Origin of the sequence: Paraburkholderia sp. BL23I1N1 (assembly GCF_003610295.1) — a bacterium.
Taxonomy (GTDB): domain Bacteria; phylum Pseudomonadota; class Gammaproteobacteria; order Burkholderiales; family Burkholderiaceae; genus Paraburkholderia.
This window is the reverse complement of the sequence record NZ_RAPV01000001.1, coordinates 6317879-6333330: the sequence shown is the minus strand read 5'-3', so window position 1 is coordinate 6333330 and position 15452 is coordinate 6317879. Positions and strand designations below refer to the sequence as shown.

Genomic DNA, 15452 nt, shown 5'->3' with positions numbered 1-15452 from the left:
TTTCGCACGTCTCAGCAGGTAGTTTCACCCACCTGCTGTGAAGCAGTTCAGGCTTGCACGAAAAAAATGGCTGGGGATGGGTAATGACTTTCAACCGCATCAACCGTGGCGGCGCATTGCTACTCCTTGGGCTGCTTCTTATCGACCTGATTATCTGGGTCGCAGCGTGGAGCTGGTTGGAGGGAAGTCGCAAGCAGTACGAGGAGAAGGCCTCAGTCCAGGCCGACAACATGGCGCAGTTGCTTTATTCGGACTTTGCCAGCCGGCTTGAGAGTATCGACCGTACGCTTGCCGCCGTGGTCACCGAATTCGAGCGCCAGCGAACATTCGGGGCGCTGCGCGCCGAGCTCGTCGAACCGGTTTTGAGTCAACACCTCTTCGTGCTCCCATCCATGTCGGGAATGCGCGTGGCGAACGCAAGCGGCGAGCTTATCTTCGGTTCCGGCGGGAAGTCCGGCGTTCTCATTGCCGACAGAGATTACTTTCAGCAATTACGTGACCATCCCGACGTCGGTATGGCATTCGGCCGTCCTGTTTTTGGCCGCATCAACAAGTCATGGGACATCGTTTTTGCTCGCGCCATCCGTACGCCGCAAGGCAAGTTTGCCGGCATCGTGACGCTCGTGCTGCCGGTCAGTTCACTAAACGAACGCTTTGCGGCGCTTTCCAACGGACCCACCGATTCCTTCAGCATCTTTAATGACAGGAGCATGACTTTCATTGCCCGGTACCCCAATGGGATTGTTACACCGGGGGAATCACTCGTCGTTCGCCCTGATGCTCCCATGTTTATTGCGCGGCGATTTTCCCGGCTGGCGGGAAAATTCGTCAATGTCGCGCCGCAAGACGGCGTGATGCGCTCGTATGGATATCGCTGTATGGAAACGCAGCCGTTGTGCGTTCTGGTGGGAGTCGGGCTCGAGGCCTATCTCGCGCCGTGGGTCGCCGAGCGTCGCCTGATTGTTTGCTCCGTTGTGCTATTTACCTTGCTGACCTGGCTATTGTGGTATCTGACCTATCGGGCCTGGGGTAAGCAGCTCGACGCCATGAATGCCGAGCAGGCCGCCTATCGGACCCGGGACGCCGAGCGCCGGTTTAACCAGACCATTATCGATGAGTCGCCCATTGCCATCGTGACGCGCGACTCCGCAGGCGTCGTGACGTCGGTGAATGAGGCGACGGAGAAATTGTTGGGATGGCCCGCGGATGAACTCGTGGGGAAAACGCTGCCGGACCTGCTTCCCGGCATGGCAACAGAGATCGAGCATCTCCGTCATGAGGCGCTCGCGGGCGAAACCCTGGTAGACCGGGAGGTTGTTCGTTCGCACCGGGACGGGCATCCCGTCAATATCAGCGCGACGCAGGCGCCCTTGCGCGACGCGAGCGGTGCGATCACCGGCTACCTGACGATGGCGATGGACATCACGCGGCGCAAGGAAGCGGAAGCCAGGGCGGAGTACCTTGCCTCGCGGGATGCGTTGACGGGCCTGCCGAACTGGTCGCTGTTGCGCGACCGGTTCGAACGCGCCAAAGGACCAAGGCAGGTGGTCATCATGCTGGACCTGAACAACTTCACGGCGATCAACGAGTCACTCGGACACGCTACGGGTGACGCGGTGCTAAAAGTCGTGGCCTGCCGCCTGAAAGACTGCATACGCGACGCCGACACCGTGAGCCGCCAGGGGGGCGATGAGTTTCTCCTGTTTCTGTCGGGCCTTGAAGGGCTGGCGCAAATTCAGGCGGTCCTGGGCGATATTCAGTCCAGCGTATCCGCCGTCATGGAAATCGGCGGCGAGGAGGTGTACACGTCCGCGACGATGGGCGTGGCCCTGTATCCCGAAGATGGTGAGGACTTCGAAACGCTTTTGCGCAAAGCCGACGCGGCCATGTCGCGTGCGAAAGGCGATGGCCGCAACGCATGCCGCTTCTTCGACGATGAACTTGGCCGGGAAGCGACGGCCTGTTTGCGCATCGAGGCCGGATTGCGTAAAGCGCTGGAGAAGGGTGAATTCGAATTGCACTATCAGCCGCAAATCGATCTTCGCAGCGGTGCCGTACGGGGTGTCGAAGCATTGCTACGCTGGCGGCATCCGGAGCAAGGCTTGCTGCTGCCCGGAGAGTTTATCCAGATCGCCGAGCAAAGCGGTCTTATCGTGCCGATTGGCGAATGGGTTGCGCGCGAATGTTGCCGGCAGGGGCGGGCGTGGCAAGACGCCGGAATTCCGGATGTCTGCATTGCGTTGAACCTGTCGGCGGTGCAATTCACGCAGGGCGACATCGTGGAGACAATCCTGCGCGCTCTGACCGAATCGGGTTTCAATCCTGGCTATCTGGAACTGGAACTGACGGAGTCGGTCCTGATTCGAAACACCGAACAGGCGCTGGCTACCGTGCAGCGTCTGAAGCAGCTTGGCGTGACGGTGTCCGTCGACGATTTTGGCACAGGCTATTCGAGTCTGGCCTATCTCAAGCGGTTCGATGTCGACAAGCTGAAGATCGACCGGGCGTTCGTGCGCGACGTTTGTCGGAACGCCAATGACGAGTCGATCGTACGTGCCATCATCCAGATGGCTCGCGCACTTAACCTTCGCACGACAGCGGAAGGCGTCGAAGACGAAGCAACGCTCGCGTGCCTGCGGCAGTTGGAATGCGACGAAGTGCAGGGCTACCTGATCGCGAGCCCGATGCCGGAGGATCAGGTTGCGGCGTTTATCCGCGAGCACACCGTTTGCGTGTCGCCGCCGGCGAGACCGCCCGAATCTCGTGGCTCCCTGAGTCTGGCGACAGGCCGGGAGTGACAGCCCCGGCGAACGGATCGTGTCCGGCCGGGGCCGCTCTGCTCAGAGTGGAAACCAGAGCGGAAACTATGTCGTGCGAACTTTCACATAGCGCCCGGGCGCCGGTTCGACCGGCTGATGACGGGCGCTTCCCAGCTTCGTGCGCGCCTTGACCGATTCGCCCGCGTACGGTTTCAGCCACTCGATCCAATGGGGCCACCAACTGCCCGGCCGTGTTTCGGCCGTCGCCAGCCACGCATCCGGATCGCCGGTCGAATCGCCACCGACCCTGAAACTTCGCTTGTTCTTCGACGCGGGATTGACGACCCCCGCTATGTGGCCGCTCGCGCCGAGAACGAACTGAGCCGGGCCCTCAACCCCATCAACCCCATCAACCCCATCAACCCCATCAACCCCATCAACCCCATCAACCCCATCAACCCCATCAACCCCATCAACCCCATCAACCCCATCAACCCCATCAACCCCATCAACCCCATCAACCCCCTTAACCCCCTTCACCAGTTGTGTGGATCGATAAGCCGATCGCCACGGCACGATGTGATCGTCTTCGGTTGCCAGCACGTAGGTCGGGGTGTCGATGCGTCCCAGGTCGACTGGCGTGCCGCACACGGTCAACCGCCCCGGTTTGCACAAGTTGTTCTCCAGGTACATGTTGCGCAAATACCAGGTGTACATGGGGCCCGGCAGATTCGTGCTGTCGGCGTTCCAGTACAGCAGATCGAATGCCGGCGGCGACTTGCCTTTCAGGTAGTTATCGATGACGTAAGGCCAGATCAGATCGTTTGCCCGCAACATCTGGAACGTGAACCCAAGTTCCTTGCCGGAGTAGATTCCGCCCCGGCCGATGGCACCCTCGCGCTGTGCGACGCCCGCTTCGTCGATGAAGAAGCCCAGCTCGCCAGGTTCTTCGAAGTCCAGCATCGTGGTGAGCAACGTGAGGCTGGCCACCGTGTCGTCGCCGCGTGCCCGGGAGATCGCCGTGGCCGATGACAGAATGGTGCCGCCCACGCACCAGCCCACCGCGTTGACCCGGTCGGCGCGAGTGATCGCCTGCGCAACGTTGAGGGCCGTCAACGCACCCTGTTCGACGTAGTCGTCCCAGGTCGTGTGCGCCATGGCGGCATCGGGGTTGCGCCACGACACCATGAACACCGTCATCCCCTGTTCGCAGGCAAAACGCACAAAGGAATTTTCAGGTTGCAGATCGAGAATGTAGTACTTGTTGATACAAGGCGGCACGATCACCAGCGGGCGTTTGGCGACCTTGTCGGTGAGCGGGGCATACTGGATCAACTGGAACAGATCGTTCTCGAACACGACCGCGCCCTGGGACGCCGCCACGTTGTGCCCGACCTCGTAAGCGGTCTCGTCCGTGATCGAAATGGTGCCGCGCTGCAGATCGGCAAGCAGATTCGCGAAGCCGTCACGCAAGCTGTCGCCGCTGGATTCGAACGCGAGCTTGAGCGCCTCGGGATTGGTCGCGGCGAAATTGGCTGGGCTTAGAGCATCGATGAACTGCCGCGTGAAGAATTCGAGTTTCCGTTTGTCATTTTCGTCTAGAACAACCGCGTCGACGACATCTTCAAGCAGCCGCGCATTGAGCAGGTAGCTCTGCTTGAGCAGGCTGTACCAGGTATTCTTGTGCCAGTCTTCGGCGAGAAAGCGGCGGTCGCCTCGCTTCGGGGCAATCACGGGCTCGGTTTCCGCGCCCATTGTGCTGGCCAGCGTTCGCGTCCAAACCGACGCCAACTGTGGCCAGTACGCGGAGTGCGCCTCGAGCAGTGCCACGGGAGCGGCTAGTGCTTCCGGGGGCGCCGCGCCAGTGTGCGTATCGTCCTGCGGATCGCCATTCGCCTCCAGACCGGCCAGGGCGTGCCAGAACTGCTGCCCGGACTTGATGAATCCCTGGACATATTCAGCGGGTACGTTTAACGGCATGGTCACACCGCCTCGATTGACTGACTCACGTTTGCGGATGGTTCGGCGCTGGCCGCGCGTTCAGCCAGACGCCGCGCACGGGACGTGACCATGACGACCGCTTCGCCGTCGATCACCACGTTTCCTTCAACCGTACAGACTGTCGACATCACGACGCGGCACTTTTCCGGCTGCAGTTCTTTCACGGCGACTGTTGCATGCACCGTATCGCCAGGCCGGACCGGTGCCTTGAAACGCAGGTTCTGTCCGAGGTAGACGGTGCCGGGGCCCGGGAGCCGACTGGCGAGGGTCGCGGAAATCACACTTGCGCTCAGCATTCCATGCGCAATGCGCCCTTTGAACGGGGTAGTGCGCGCGAATTCCTCGTTAATATGGACTGCGTTGTTATCGCCCGATGCGGCCGCGAAGAACAGGATGTCCGACTCCGTCATGGTTTTCGCAAAAGTGGCGCTCATGCCGGCTTCCAGATCTTCAATGTCGTAACCGCCGATTTCGTTCATCTGTCGCTCAACTCGTTATTACCGCATGGATGGACTGACCCTGTATGTTCCCGAAGCGCTGCCGCCGCGATAACCGTTGAAACGATCGTAGTCTCAATTCGACGTTGATCGACTACCTGAATCGGCCCATCTATTGACAAAGTCGGCCACGGCTTGCGAATGAGACGAATCGCGCGATGCGCAAACTTGTCAGGCCCGATGCGGTCATGCCGCGAAACTGGACGTGCCCATCATGGGTGCTTCCCGCCTCGGTGGATACACGTTCCACGAACCGTCGCCATGCCGGAAGAAAGTAATAGCCAGGAAACTATCGCTATGGCCTACGCCGACGCGTATGTAGCGGCGCCGATTCGACGATGTGCGGCTGAACCCGATCACCTGGACAGTCCCGTCGCAACAGTGGCCAAGCCACTTGTCGATCAACCTGCGCAAAGAACTCACATCGTTTTGCATGGCGCTCTCCCTTATCGCTTGAGTGAAGTCTGGGGCGGGCCGTTTCCGGTCGCCCCCCTCCGTATGGGAGGGGGAGCATGCTCGGATCGCGCCGCGCGCTTCAACTCGCGCAACGGGTGTCGATTCGGGCCGCAATGGCGACCCTGCGCATTTTCACTTTCGGTGGCGGCTGCGCCAGTCGCGGGGTGTCAGTCCAAAACGCTTCTGGAACCAGACCGTAAATGCTCCCTGGTTGGTGTAGCCCAACAGGGCGGCGACCCGCCCGATCGGATAGCGTGGGTTGAGCAGATAGCGCACGGCAAGATCACGCCGCACTTCTTCAACGATGCCCGAGAAACTGGAACTGGCTGAATCAAGCTGGCGCTGCAGCGTGCGCACCGTCAGATTCAGTTGCCGCGCCACCAGTTCGATGGAAGCCTGACTGAGGGGCAAGAGCAGGTAAATCGTCTTGCGCACCTCCAGCGCAATGGAATCCGCCACTGTTTCGTTTAGCGGATTGGCGAGGCTTTCCGCATAACGGACCAGTACGGGGTCCGCGTTCGGATTCGGATAGTCGAGGTCCGCCGCCGCACAAACGAATCCGTTGAAGTCGCTTTCGAATGCCACCGGGCAGCCGAAGAAGCGGCGATGGAAGGTGAGGTCGGACGGCGCGGAATGGGTGAAGTGAACACTGTGCGGTTTCCAGTGGGCGCCGAGGAGCGCGCTGGAATGGCGCGACAGCACGCCGACTGCCAGTTCGATCGCCTGGACGGTCCGGGTGCCCGGTTCGGCGACGATCTCTTCGCGGATCGTTACCGTGTCGCCGGTCGTTTCGACGTAGACACCCAGCGCTTCGTTGAGCAGATAGCGGTACTGCGCGGCGGCCAGCAGCACCTCGCGGAGCGTGCGCTTGTGGGCGAGCAGAACGTTGACGACGCCACTGCCGAACTGCTGGCGGGTCTGCGCGATCTGCAACCCGAGCGTCGCACACGACGCCTTCTCCGCCGTCACTTCGAGCAGGCGGCAGGCGCCGTCCGCCGGGATCCGCTCATCGGGGTTCGCCAGCGTCACAGCGTCGAGACCGACTTCCTGCACGAGCTCGTACGGGTTGAGGCCCAGGCCTCTCGCAACGTCGAAATACCCGCGCAACGTTGACGATCTCACCATGCTTTGCATCCTGTCTCCTTTCGTTTTCTCGCGTGTAAAACCCCTTCGGGTGCGATCGGTCGCTGCATTAGTCGCTGCATCAGTGTTAACGCTCAGTGTCGTCAAATCATAAAACAATGTCACCGAAAACGAAATCCGTATTAGCGGATTGCCGTATCTTCGCCTCACTGACTCATCCCCCGTCGCACCGATATGTGCCTGACGCGGCGGTAAAACATCCAATTATTTCTGGAGGAAACGATGCAATTTCTCGACGACTCGCTGCACCCGGAGAATCAGGACAAGGTAGTCATCACCGTCGCGCCGTACGGCCCGGAATGGGCGCCGGAAGACTTTCCCGAAGATATTCCGGTGACGATGGAAGAGCAGATCCAGAAGGCCGTCGACTGCTACAACGCCGGCGCGACCGTGCTGCACCTGCACGTGCGCGAACTGGACGGCAAGGGCTCAAAGCGCCTGTCGAAGTTCAATGAACTGATCGCCGGCGTGCGCGCGGCCGTGCCGGACATGATCATCCAGGTGGGCGGCTCGATTTCGTTTGCGCCGGAAGACGACGGCCAGGCCGCGAAGTGGCTGTCCGACGACACGCGTCACATGCTGGCCGATCTCGACCCGAAGCCCGATCAGGTGACGGTCGCGATCAACACCACGCAGATGAACATCATGGAGTTGCTCTATCCGGCGTACCTGGAAGGTACCTCGCTGGCCAATCCCGCGCTCATGGCGGCCTATAGCGAAATGACGGTGCCCGCGGGTCCGGCCTGGGTCGAGGAGCACCTGCGCCGCCTGCAGGTCTCGGGTATCCAGCCGCACTTCCAGCTCACCGGTATTCATGCGCTCGAAACGCTCGATCGTCTGGTGCGCAAGGGCGTCTACAAGGGGCCGTTGAACCTGACGTGGATCGGCATCGGCGGTGGCTTCGACGGTCCGAACCCGTTCAACTTCTTCAACTTCGTCCACCGTGCGCCGGACGGCGGTACGGTCACGGCCGAGTCGTTGCTGAAAAACGTCCTGCCGTTCAACATGATGGCGATGTCCATGGGTCTGCACCCGCGCTGCGGTATCGAGGATACGATCATCGACCAGCATGGCAATCGCATGAGCTCGGTGCAGCAGATCGAACAGTGCGTGCGCGTGGCGCGCGAACTGGGCCGCGAGATTGCGAGCGGCAAGGAAGCGCGCGAGATCTACAAGATCGGTGTGCAGTACGAGACGATCGACGAAACACTCGCGGCCAACGGCATGACACCGAATCGCAAGGCAGGCGTGAAGAACCTGCCGCTGCGCGCGGCGTAACAGGGCGGTACCCGCCATCGGCATGACATCTCGTGCCGATGGCGGTTGAAGGAGGAGACGCCCCGGCTTGCTTCGGGGACCGGCACACATATCGGCCCCTTTTATCCGTTACGGAAAAAGGGAGCAGGAAGCGCCACACGAGAAGGAGACGAAATGCTTTTACAGCATGCTGAGCCCACCACGGGCGATGTTTCGGCGACGCAATCGGACATACCCGCCTACGCGTGGGTGGTCTGCGCGCTCACGGTCGGGCTGCTGTTGTCCGACTATATGTCGCGCCAGGTGTTGAACGCGGTCTTTCCGTTTATCAAGTCTGCGTGGGACCTCTCCGACACGAAGCTCGGCTCGCTCAGCAGCGTGGTGGCGCTGATGGTTGGCCTGCTGACCTTTCCGCTTTCGGTCCTCGCGGATCGCTGGGGCCGCGTAAAGAGCATCGTGCTGATGGCGGCGCTGTGGAGTCTCGCGACGCTCGGCTGTGCCATCTCGACGAGCTACGGCGAGATGCTGATCGCGCGTGCTTGCGTCGGTATCGGCGAGGCGGCTTACGGCAGTGTGGGCATCGCGCTCGTCCTGAGCATTTTTCCAGCGCGCCTGCGCGCCACGCTCACCGCCACCTTCATGGCAGGTGGGGCGTTTGGCTCCGTGATGGGCATGGCGCTGGGCGGCGCGGTCGCGAGCCATCTTGGATGGCGCTGGTCGTTTGGTGCAATGGCCTGCGTCGGTATCGCGCTCGTGGTGATTTACCGTTGTGTTGTCACGGAGAAAAAACTGGCGGCGCTCCAACCGGTGATTGCAGGGCAGAAGAGTAATTTTGGCGTGCGCATGAGTTTCCGCGCGCTGATGAAGGGCCTGTTTTCCACGAAGTCCGTCGTGTGCGCTTACGTGGGCAGCGGTATGCATCTGCTGGTCCCGGCGGCCGTGTGGTCCTGGATGCCAAGTTTCCTGAATCGCTATTACGGCATGGCGCCCGGTAAAGCGGCCGTGCATGGCGCGGTGTTCGTGCTCGTGACCGGCCTTGGCATGATTGCGTGCGGAAGCCTCTCCGACCGTCTCAACAGGAAGGTCGTACAAAGAAAGTGGCTGACCGCGATCGTGTACTGCCTGTTGTGCTGCGTCCTGCTCGGCGTCGCTTTTCAACTGCCCGCCGGCCCGTTGCAGCTCGTTCTGATCGGTTGCGGCATGTTCTTCTGTGCCGGCGCAACGGGGCCCTCGGGCGCCATGGTGGCGAACCTGACGCCGCCGTCGATCCACGCGTCGGCATTCGCCACCCTGACACTGGCCAACAACATGCTGGGGCTGGCACCCGCGGCTATCCTCACGGGCATCGTCGCGGACCGGATCGGCCTGCTCGGCGCCTTGCAACTGGTGCCACTTGCACCCTTGTTCGCGGCGGTCGCATTCGCCATCGGTCGTCGCAGCTATAAGCGCGACCTTGATCACGTGAATGCACTGCGTGAGCAGGCCACGCTCTGAGCGGCCTGCTTGCTCGCGCCTGCCGCGTCTTCCGGCAGGCGCATTCCTTTACTGTAATTCGAGAAACAACCTGGAGAACGAATCATGGCGAAAGCAGTCCGCTTTCATGAAACCGGTGGCCCCGAAGTCCTGCGTTACGAGGACGTTGAAGTAGGCGATCCGGGCCCGGGTCAGGTTCGCCTGCGCCATGAGGCAGTCGGCCTGAATTTCGCGGACACCTATTTCCGCTCGGGACTGTATCCGGTTCCGCTGCCTGCCGGCATGGGCGTCGAGGCGGCCGGTGTGGTCGAAGCAGTGGGCGAGGGCGTGACGAACATCGCGGTGGGTGATCGTGTCACCTACACGGGTTTTATCAACACGCTCGGCGCTTACAGCACGGAGCGCCTTTGTCCGGCCGCACCGCTGATCAAGCTGCCCGCGGGCATCGCCTGCGAGACGGCCGCAGCCATGACCATGCGCGGGCTGACCTCGTCGTACCTGATGCTGCGCATCTACGACTTCAAACCCGGCAACACGATACTGCTGCATGCTGCCGCGGGCGGCGTCGGGCTGATCGTATCGCAATGGGCCAAGCTGCTCGGGCTCACAGTGATCGGCACCGTGTCGAGCGACGCGAAGGCGGAAGTCGCCCGCGCGCACGGCTGCGACCACACCATCAACTACAGCCATGAAGACGTCGCGAGGCGCGTGCGCGATCTGACCGACGGCGCCGGGGTCAATGTGGTGTTCGACAGCGTCGGCAAGGATACCTTCGAAGCCACGCTGGATTCGGTCAAGCGCCGCGGCCTGATTGTCTGCGTCGGCACGGCATCGGGGCCGATCCCGGCCTTCAATCCGCAGATCCTGGCCATGAAAGGATCGCCGTATCTGACCCGTCCCGCGCTCGCCGACTATATCGCCGACCCCGCTGAAAAAGCGGACCTGGCCGGCGAACTGTTCGGCCACGTCGCGGCTGGCCGCATCAAGATCGAGATCAATCAGCGCTATGCGCTCGAAGATGCCGGGCAAGCGCATCGTGATCTCGAAACGCGCAAGACGACCGGCTCGTCGGTCTTCGTCATCTAAGGAGAGCGCCATGCGTGTCGAACAACTTACCAACGCCATTGGCGCCGAAGTGGTGGACGTCAAGCTCGCTGACGCGATCCACGACGATGGCCTTTTTGCCGAAATCCGCGCGAACCTGCTCAAGCATCGGGTGCTGTTCCTGCGCGATCAGGACATTACCTGCGCCGAGCATGTTGCTTTCGCGCGCCGCTTCGGCGAACTGGAAGATCACCCGGTCGCGGGTAGCGATCCTGAGCATCCAGGACTCGTGCGTATTTACAAGTCGCCGGACCGACCCAATGACCGCTACGAAAATTCGTGGCATTCGGATGCCACCTGGCGTGAAGCGCCTCCGTTCGGCGCCGTGCTGCGATGCGTCGAATGTCCGCCGGTCGGCGGCGACACGATGTGGGCGAACATGGTGCTCGCGTATGAGAACCTGCCCGTGCACGTGAAGGAGCAGATCGCCGACCTGCGCGCCCGCCACAGCATCGAGGCGAGTTTCGGTGCGGCGATGCCGATCGAGAAGCGGCATGCGTTGAAAGCCCAATATCCCGATGCGGAGCATCCGGTCGTGCGCACGCACCCCGAGACGAGCGAGAAAGTGCTGTTCGTCAATGCGTTCACGACGCACTTCTCGAACTACCACACGCCGGCGCGCGTGCGCTTCGGCCAGGACGCCAATCCGGGCGCGTCCGATCTGCTCCGTTACCTCATCAGCCAGGCCTACATTCCGGAGTACCAGGTGCGCTGGCGCTGGAAGCCGAACAGCATCGCGATCTGGGATAACCGCAGTACGCAGCACTACGCGGTGATGGATTACGCGCCGTGCCATCGCAAGATGGAGCGGGCCGGCATTGTTGGCGACAAACCGTATTAACCGGAAGGAATCAGCGTCGTGACTTTCAAACCAGCGCCTACCGTGCTAATCGTGCCCGGCCTGCGTGACCATGTGGCCGAGCACTGGCAGACCCTGCTGCAGGCTCGCCTTCCCAAAACGGCTTCGGTGCCGCCGCTCGAGCACGACAAGCTCAGCTGTGCGGCGCGCGTCGCGGCGCTTGATGAGGCCATCGCGAAGATCGATGGCCCGATCGTACTGGTCGCTCACAGCGCCGGCGTGATGATTACCGTGCACTGGGCGCAGCACCACAACCGCTCGATCCAGGGCGCACTGCTGGCCACGCCGGCGGACCTGGAAGTACCGATGCCCGCCGGTTATCCGGCGCTCGAGGTACTCAAGGAAAACGGGTGGCTGCCGTGTCCGCGCAAACCGCTGCCGTTCCCAAGCATTCTCGGCGCGAGCCGCAACGACCCGCTCGCGGCGTTTGATCGCGCCACCGGCATGGCGGCGGACTGGGGCAGCCGTCTCGTCGACCTCGGCGAAGTTGGGCATCTGAATCCCGCGGCCGGTTATGGCGAGTGGCCGCAGGCGGAGACCCTGATTCGTGAGCTTCTCTGACATGGACGGGACAACGGAGCAGGGCGCGGTGGTCAATCAGAACACCTTAGTAACGGTCGATGTCCACTTCGACTTTATCTGCCCGTGGTGTCTGATTGGCAAGCGCAATCTCGATGCGGCCGTTAGTCGCCTCGCCAGCTTGCGTCCGGACGTCGGCGTCAAGGTGCGATGGCACTCGCATCAGTTGCTGCCCGATACGCCGGTGGGGGGTGTCCCTTATCAGGCGTTCTATGTGGCGCGTCTGGGGAGTCCACACGCGGTCGCCGCACGGCGCGCACAGGTTCAGGAGGCCGCCCGCGCGGCGGGCATCGAGCTGGCATTCGACAGGATCGAGGTGATGCCCAACACACGGGCAGCGCACACACTCCTTGCCTGGGCCGCAGCCACCAGCCCAGGCCCGGCATGCAAATCCGCGTTGCTGATCGACCGGCTGTTCACAGGCTATTTCATGGACGGCGAAGACATCGGCAACCCGGACGCGCTTGAGCGAATCGGCCTCGCGTGCGGTCTTGACGCCGCGGGCCTTGCTGAACATCTCATGACGTCGCGGGAAGACGGCGACGTGGCATTGCCGCGTTCGCCGCAGGCTGACGACGTCAGGGGCGTGCCGCATTTTGTGGTCAATTCGGCACTGTCGCTGTCTGGAGCGTACTCGCCCGGCGCGATCGTGGATGCCATGTTGCGTTCTATCGACGCTCAGGAGAACCGATAATGCCGCGCCAGATCCCGGCCGGGTCGGCCGATGAACTCGCGCCGGGGCAACGCAAGCTGGTCTTCGTCGACGGCCGCAGCATTGTGGTCTTCAACATCGACGGTGGGCTCTACGCCGTCGAAAACGCCTGTCCTCACAATGGCGCATCGATTGCGAGTGGCCAGCTCGAAGGGCGCCTGCTGCGCTGCCCCGCGCATGGCCTTCGTTTTGACGTCAGCACCGGTTGCATGCCGGGACAAGATGGAGGCGGTTTGAGCCTCGCGACGTGTCCCGTCCGCAACGTCGCCGGCACGCTCGAACTCACCGTCGACGACGCCACGGCGGGTCCGTGTCACACGCAGCTAAGCTGAATCTGGAACAATCAGGAAGGTACCCATGCATGGATTGATGATGCAGCAACCGCTGCTGGTCGCGTCGCTCCTTACCCACGCCGAGCGGCATCACGGCGAGCAGGAAATCGTATCGCGACAGGTCGAAGGCGACATTCACCGCTATCGCTATCGCGATCTTGCGCAGCGCGCCCGAAAGCTGGCCAACACCCTCGCGGGCCTCGGGACCGGCCAAGGTGAGCGCGTCGGTACGCTGGCATGGAACGGCTACCGCCATATGGAGCTGTACTTTGCGGTGTCGGGTTCCGGTGCCGTGCTGCATACGCTCAACCCCCGGCTGCATGTCGATCAGCTCGCGTACATCATCGATCATGCCGATGATCGCGCCATCTTCTTCGACCTGACCTTCCTTCCGCTGATCGAGGCCGTTGCCTCGCGTATCAAGAGTCCGAAGGTATTCGTCGCGATGACCGATCGGGCCAACATGCCGGCAAAGCACGATCTGCCGATCATGCTGTTGTGCTACGAAGACCTCATCGACGGTCATAACGACGACTTCGCGTGGCCGCTTCTCGACGAGAACGAGGCGTCGTCGTTGTGCTACACGTCCGGCACCACCGGCAATCCGAAAGGGGTGCTGTACAGCCATCGTTCAACGATTCTGCACACCTATGCAGCGGCATTGCCGGACTCACTGAACTGCTCGGCGCGCGATGTGATCCTGCCGGTCGTCCCCATGTTCCATGTGAACGCGTGGGGCCTGCCTTATATCGCGTGCATGGTCGGCGCCAAGCTGGTGTTCCCGGGTCCCGCGCTCGATGGGAAATCGCTCTACGAACTGATCGAGGCGGAGCAGGTCACGCTCTCCGCCGGTGTGCCGACCGTCTGGCAGGGATTGCTTCGACATGTAGCCGAGCGCGGGACGACGTTTACGTCCATGCGCCGCACCATCGTGGGCGGTGCGCCATGTCCGACTGCCATGACCACGGAATTCCAGGAGCGTTATCACGTCGACGTCCTGCACGCATGGGGGATGACGGAACTGAGCCCGGTCGGCACCGTTTGCAGTTTCAAAGGGCATCACCTGTCGTTGCCGATGCAGCAGCGATATGCCGTGCAGGCGAAGCAGGGCCGCGCCGTGTTCGGCATCGACATGAGAATCGTGGGCCCGGACGGCAAGGCGTTGTCATGGGACGGCCAGGTGGCCGGCGATCTGCAGGTGCGCGGGCCGTGGGTGGCGTCCGGATATTTCGGTGGCGAAGAGGCGTCGCCGCTTTCCGATGGCTGGTTTCCGACCGGTGACGTGGCGAAGATCGACCCCGACGGCTTCATGCAGATCACCGACCGCAGCAAGGACGTCATCAAGTCCGGCGGCGAATGGATCAGTTCGATCGACATCGAGAACGTGGCGTGCCTGCACCCGGCGGTGGCGAGCGCAGTCTGCATTGCCGCAAAACATCCGAAATGGGACGAGCGCCCGTTGCTGCTGGTCGTGAAGAAGCCGGAAGCCGTGCTTGAAAGCGACGAACTGTTTGAGTTCTTTGACGGCCGGGTGGCGAAGTGGTGGAAACCCGATGCCGTTGTATTCATCGACGCCATTCCGCTCGGCGCAACCGGCAAGGTGCTCAAGAACCAGTTGAGGGATCAGTTCGGCGACTACTACCTGAGGGCCTGACGGCGGCGAACTGCCATTCGTTCTCGATTCGCTGCCGGGCTGGCGATTCCCTGAACGATGCTGGCGAAGGAACAAAAACCCTATCGTTTTCGCCTTGCTTTTCCGGTTGATATTTAACTATAGTGTTAAATATCAACCGGAAGGTTTATAAAATGAGGCAGTCATGAACGAAGCGTTTCATCGCCCTTCGCTGGGTGCGTCGGTGTACTACAAGGACCCGTTTGCCGCGCTCGACTGGCTCGAGAAAGCGTTCGGCTTCGAGCGCCAGATGGTGGTCACGGATAGCGACGGCCAGTTGGGGCACTCGGAAATGCGATTTGGCGACAGCTACGTGATGATTTGCCGCGAATGGTCGGAAGACGCGGCGAGCCCGGCTTCGATCGGCGGCAAGAATACGCAATCGGTGCACGTGCAACTGCGCGAGGGGATCGACGAACATTGCGCCCGCGCGCGCGCCGCGGGCGCCGTGATTACGCGCGAACCGGCGGATCAGTTTTATGGCGACCGTGTCTATGCGGCGCGCGATCCGGAAGGGCACGTCTGGAGCTTTGGCCAGACGGTTCGCGAGGTGTCGCGCGAGGAGGCCGAGCGTGTGAGCGGCCTGAAAATCGAAGGATGGGTGTGAA

14 protein-coding genes are annotated in these 15452 nt (G+C 61.9%); 10 read left to right on the top strand and 4 right to left on the bottom strand.

Annotation, left to right across the window (positions count from 1 at the left end; translation table 11 throughout):
- Window positions 1-83 precede the first annotated feature (83 nt).
- Window positions 84-2798, top strand: a complete 2715-nt coding sequence (locus tag B0G76_RS29700; protein ID WP_120295632.1) for an EAL domain-containing protein — start codon at window positions 84-86, stop codon at window positions 2796-2798.
- A 66-nt stretch (window positions 2799-2864) separates the two neighbouring features.
- On the opposite strand, the gene B0G76_RS29695 is transcribed toward B0G76_RS29700, so the two are convergent.
- From B0G76_RS29695 to B0G76_RS29680, 4 genes are all read right to left on the bottom strand, one after another.
- A complete protein-coding gene (locus B0G76_RS29695; protein WP_409076769.1) occupies window positions 2865-4514 on the bottom strand; it encodes a PHA/PHB synthase family protein in 1650 nt (549 codons plus the stop codon).
- Window positions 4515-4741: 227 nt separating this feature from the next.
- Window positions 4742-5239, bottom strand: a complete 498-nt coding sequence (locus B0G76_RS29690) for a MaoC family dehydratase (protein ID WP_120295630.1) — start codon at window positions 5237-5239, stop codon at window positions 4742-4744.
- 204 nt (window positions 5240-5443) lie between these two features.
- A complete protein-coding gene (locus B0G76_RS29685) occupies window positions 5444-5692 on the bottom strand; it encodes a hypothetical protein (protein ID WP_120295629.1) in 249 nt (82 codons plus the stop codon).
- 153 nt (window positions 5693-5845) lie between these two features.
- Window positions 5846-6847 carry an AraC family transcriptional regulator gene (locus B0G76_RS29680; RefSeq protein WP_120295628.1) on the bottom strand — a complete coding sequence of 334 codons (1002 nt, stop codon included), beginning with the start codon at window positions 6845-6847 and terminating at the stop codon, window positions 5846-5848.
- A 231-nt stretch (window positions 6848-7078) separates the two neighbouring features.
- On the opposite strand from B0G76_RS29680, the gene B0G76_RS29675 reads away from it, so the two are divergent.
- The 9 genes from B0G76_RS29675 to B0G76_RS29635 all read left to right on the top strand — a co-directional run bounded on the left by B0G76_RS29675 (window position 7079) and on the right by B0G76_RS29635 (window position 15451).
- Window positions 7079-8134 carry a 3-keto-5-aminohexanoate cleavage protein gene (locus B0G76_RS29675; protein WP_120295627.1) on the top strand — a complete coding sequence of 352 codons (1056 nt, stop codon included), beginning with the start codon at window positions 7079-7081 and terminating at the stop codon, window positions 8132-8134.
- A gap of 153 nt (window positions 8135-8287) precedes the next feature.
- Entirely contained in the window at window positions 8288-9607 is a 1320-nt protein-coding gene (locus B0G76_RS29670) for an MFS transporter (protein WP_120295626.1), read from the top strand.
- 84 nt (window positions 9608-9691) lie between these two features.
- Window positions 9692-10672 carry a quinone oxidoreductase gene (locus B0G76_RS29665; RefSeq protein WP_120295625.1) on the top strand — a complete coding sequence of 327 codons (981 nt, stop codon included), beginning with the start codon at window positions 9692-9694 and terminating at the stop codon, window positions 10670-10672.
- A gap of 10 nt (window positions 10673-10682) precedes the next feature.
- On the top strand, window positions 10683-11531 hold the full coding sequence (locus tag B0G76_RS29660) for a TauD/TfdA family dioxygenase (protein ID WP_120295624.1): 849 nt from the start codon (window positions 10683-10685) through the stop codon (window positions 11529-11531).
- An 18-nt stretch (window positions 11532-11549) separates the two neighbouring features.
- Window positions 11550-12110 carry an alpha/beta hydrolase gene (locus B0G76_RS29655; RefSeq protein WP_120295623.1) on the top strand — a complete coding sequence of 187 codons (561 nt, stop codon included), beginning with the start codon at window positions 11550-11552 and terminating at the stop codon, window positions 12108-12110.
- Window positions 12097-12822 carry a DsbA family oxidoreductase gene (locus B0G76_RS29650; protein ID WP_259460761.1) on the top strand — a complete coding sequence of 242 codons (726 nt, stop codon included), beginning with the start codon at window positions 12097-12099 and terminating at the stop codon, window positions 12820-12822. The genes B0G76_RS29655 and B0G76_RS29650 overlap by 14 nt, the downstream gene beginning before the upstream one ends.
- A complete protein-coding gene (locus B0G76_RS29645) occupies window positions 12822-13172 on the top strand; it encodes a Rieske 2Fe-2S domain-containing protein (RefSeq protein WP_120295621.1) in 351 nt (116 codons plus the stop codon). The genes B0G76_RS29650 and B0G76_RS29645 overlap by 1 nt, the downstream gene beginning before the upstream one ends.
- 25 nt (window positions 13173-13197) lie before the next feature.
- Window positions 13198-14826, top strand: coding sequence for a 3-(methylthio)propionyl-CoA ligase (locus B0G76_RS29640; protein WP_120295620.1), 1629 nt, complete (start codon window positions 13198-13200; stop codon window positions 14824-14826).
- Between the two features lie 163 nt (window positions 14827-14989).
- Window positions 14990-15451 (top strand): VOC family protein, encoded by a 462-nt coding sequence (locus B0G76_RS29635; protein WP_120295619.1) that lies wholly within the window; start codon window positions 14990-14992, stop codon window positions 15449-15451.
- Window position 15452: the final 1 nt, after the last annotated feature.

Coding starts and splice junctions, on each gene's coding strand:
- B0G76_RS29680 (WP_120295628.1), bottom strand. CDS start 6,847: ATGCAAAGCATGGTGAGATCGTCAACGTTGCGCGGGTATTTCGACGTT.
- B0G76_RS29675 (WP_120295627.1), top strand. CDS start 7,079: ATGCAATTTCTCGACGACTCGCTGCACCCGGAGAATCAGGACAAGGTA.
- B0G76_RS29665 (WP_120295625.1), top strand. CDS start 9,692: ATGGCGAAAGCAGTCCGCTTTCATGAAACCGGTGGCCCCGAAGTCCTG.
- B0G76_RS29685 (WP_120295629.1), bottom strand. CDS start 5,692: ATGCAAAACGATGTGAGTTCTTTGCGCAGGTTGATCGACAAGTGGCTT.
- B0G76_RS29700 (WP_120295632.1), top strand. CDS start 84: ATGACTTTCAACCGCATCAACCGTGGCGGCGCATTGCTACTCCTTGGG.
- B0G76_RS29695 (WP_409076769.1), bottom strand. CDS start 4,514: ATGGGCGCGGAAACCGAGCCCGTGATTGCCCCGAAGCGAGGCGACCGC.
- B0G76_RS29670 (WP_120295626.1), top strand. CDS start 8,288: ATGCTTTTACAGCATGCTGAGCCCACCACGGGCGATGTTTCGGCGACG.
- B0G76_RS29640 (WP_120295620.1), top strand. CDS start 13,198: ATGCATGGATTGATGATGCAGCAACCGCTGCTGGTCGCGTCGCTCCTT.
- B0G76_RS29635 (WP_120295619.1), top strand. CDS start 14,990: ATGAACGAAGCGTTTCATCGCCCTTCGCTGGGTGCGTCGGTGTACTAC.
- B0G76_RS29660 (WP_120295624.1), top strand. CDS start 10,683: ATGCGTGTCGAACAACTTACCAACGCCATTGGCGCCGAAGTGGTGGAC.
- B0G76_RS29690 (WP_120295630.1), bottom strand. CDS start 5,239: ATGAACGAAATCGGCGGTTACGACATTGAAGATCTGGAAGCCGGCATG.
- B0G76_RS29645 (WP_120295621.1), top strand. CDS start 12,822: ATGCCGCGCCAGATCCCGGCCGGGTCGGCCGATGAACTCGCGCCGGGG.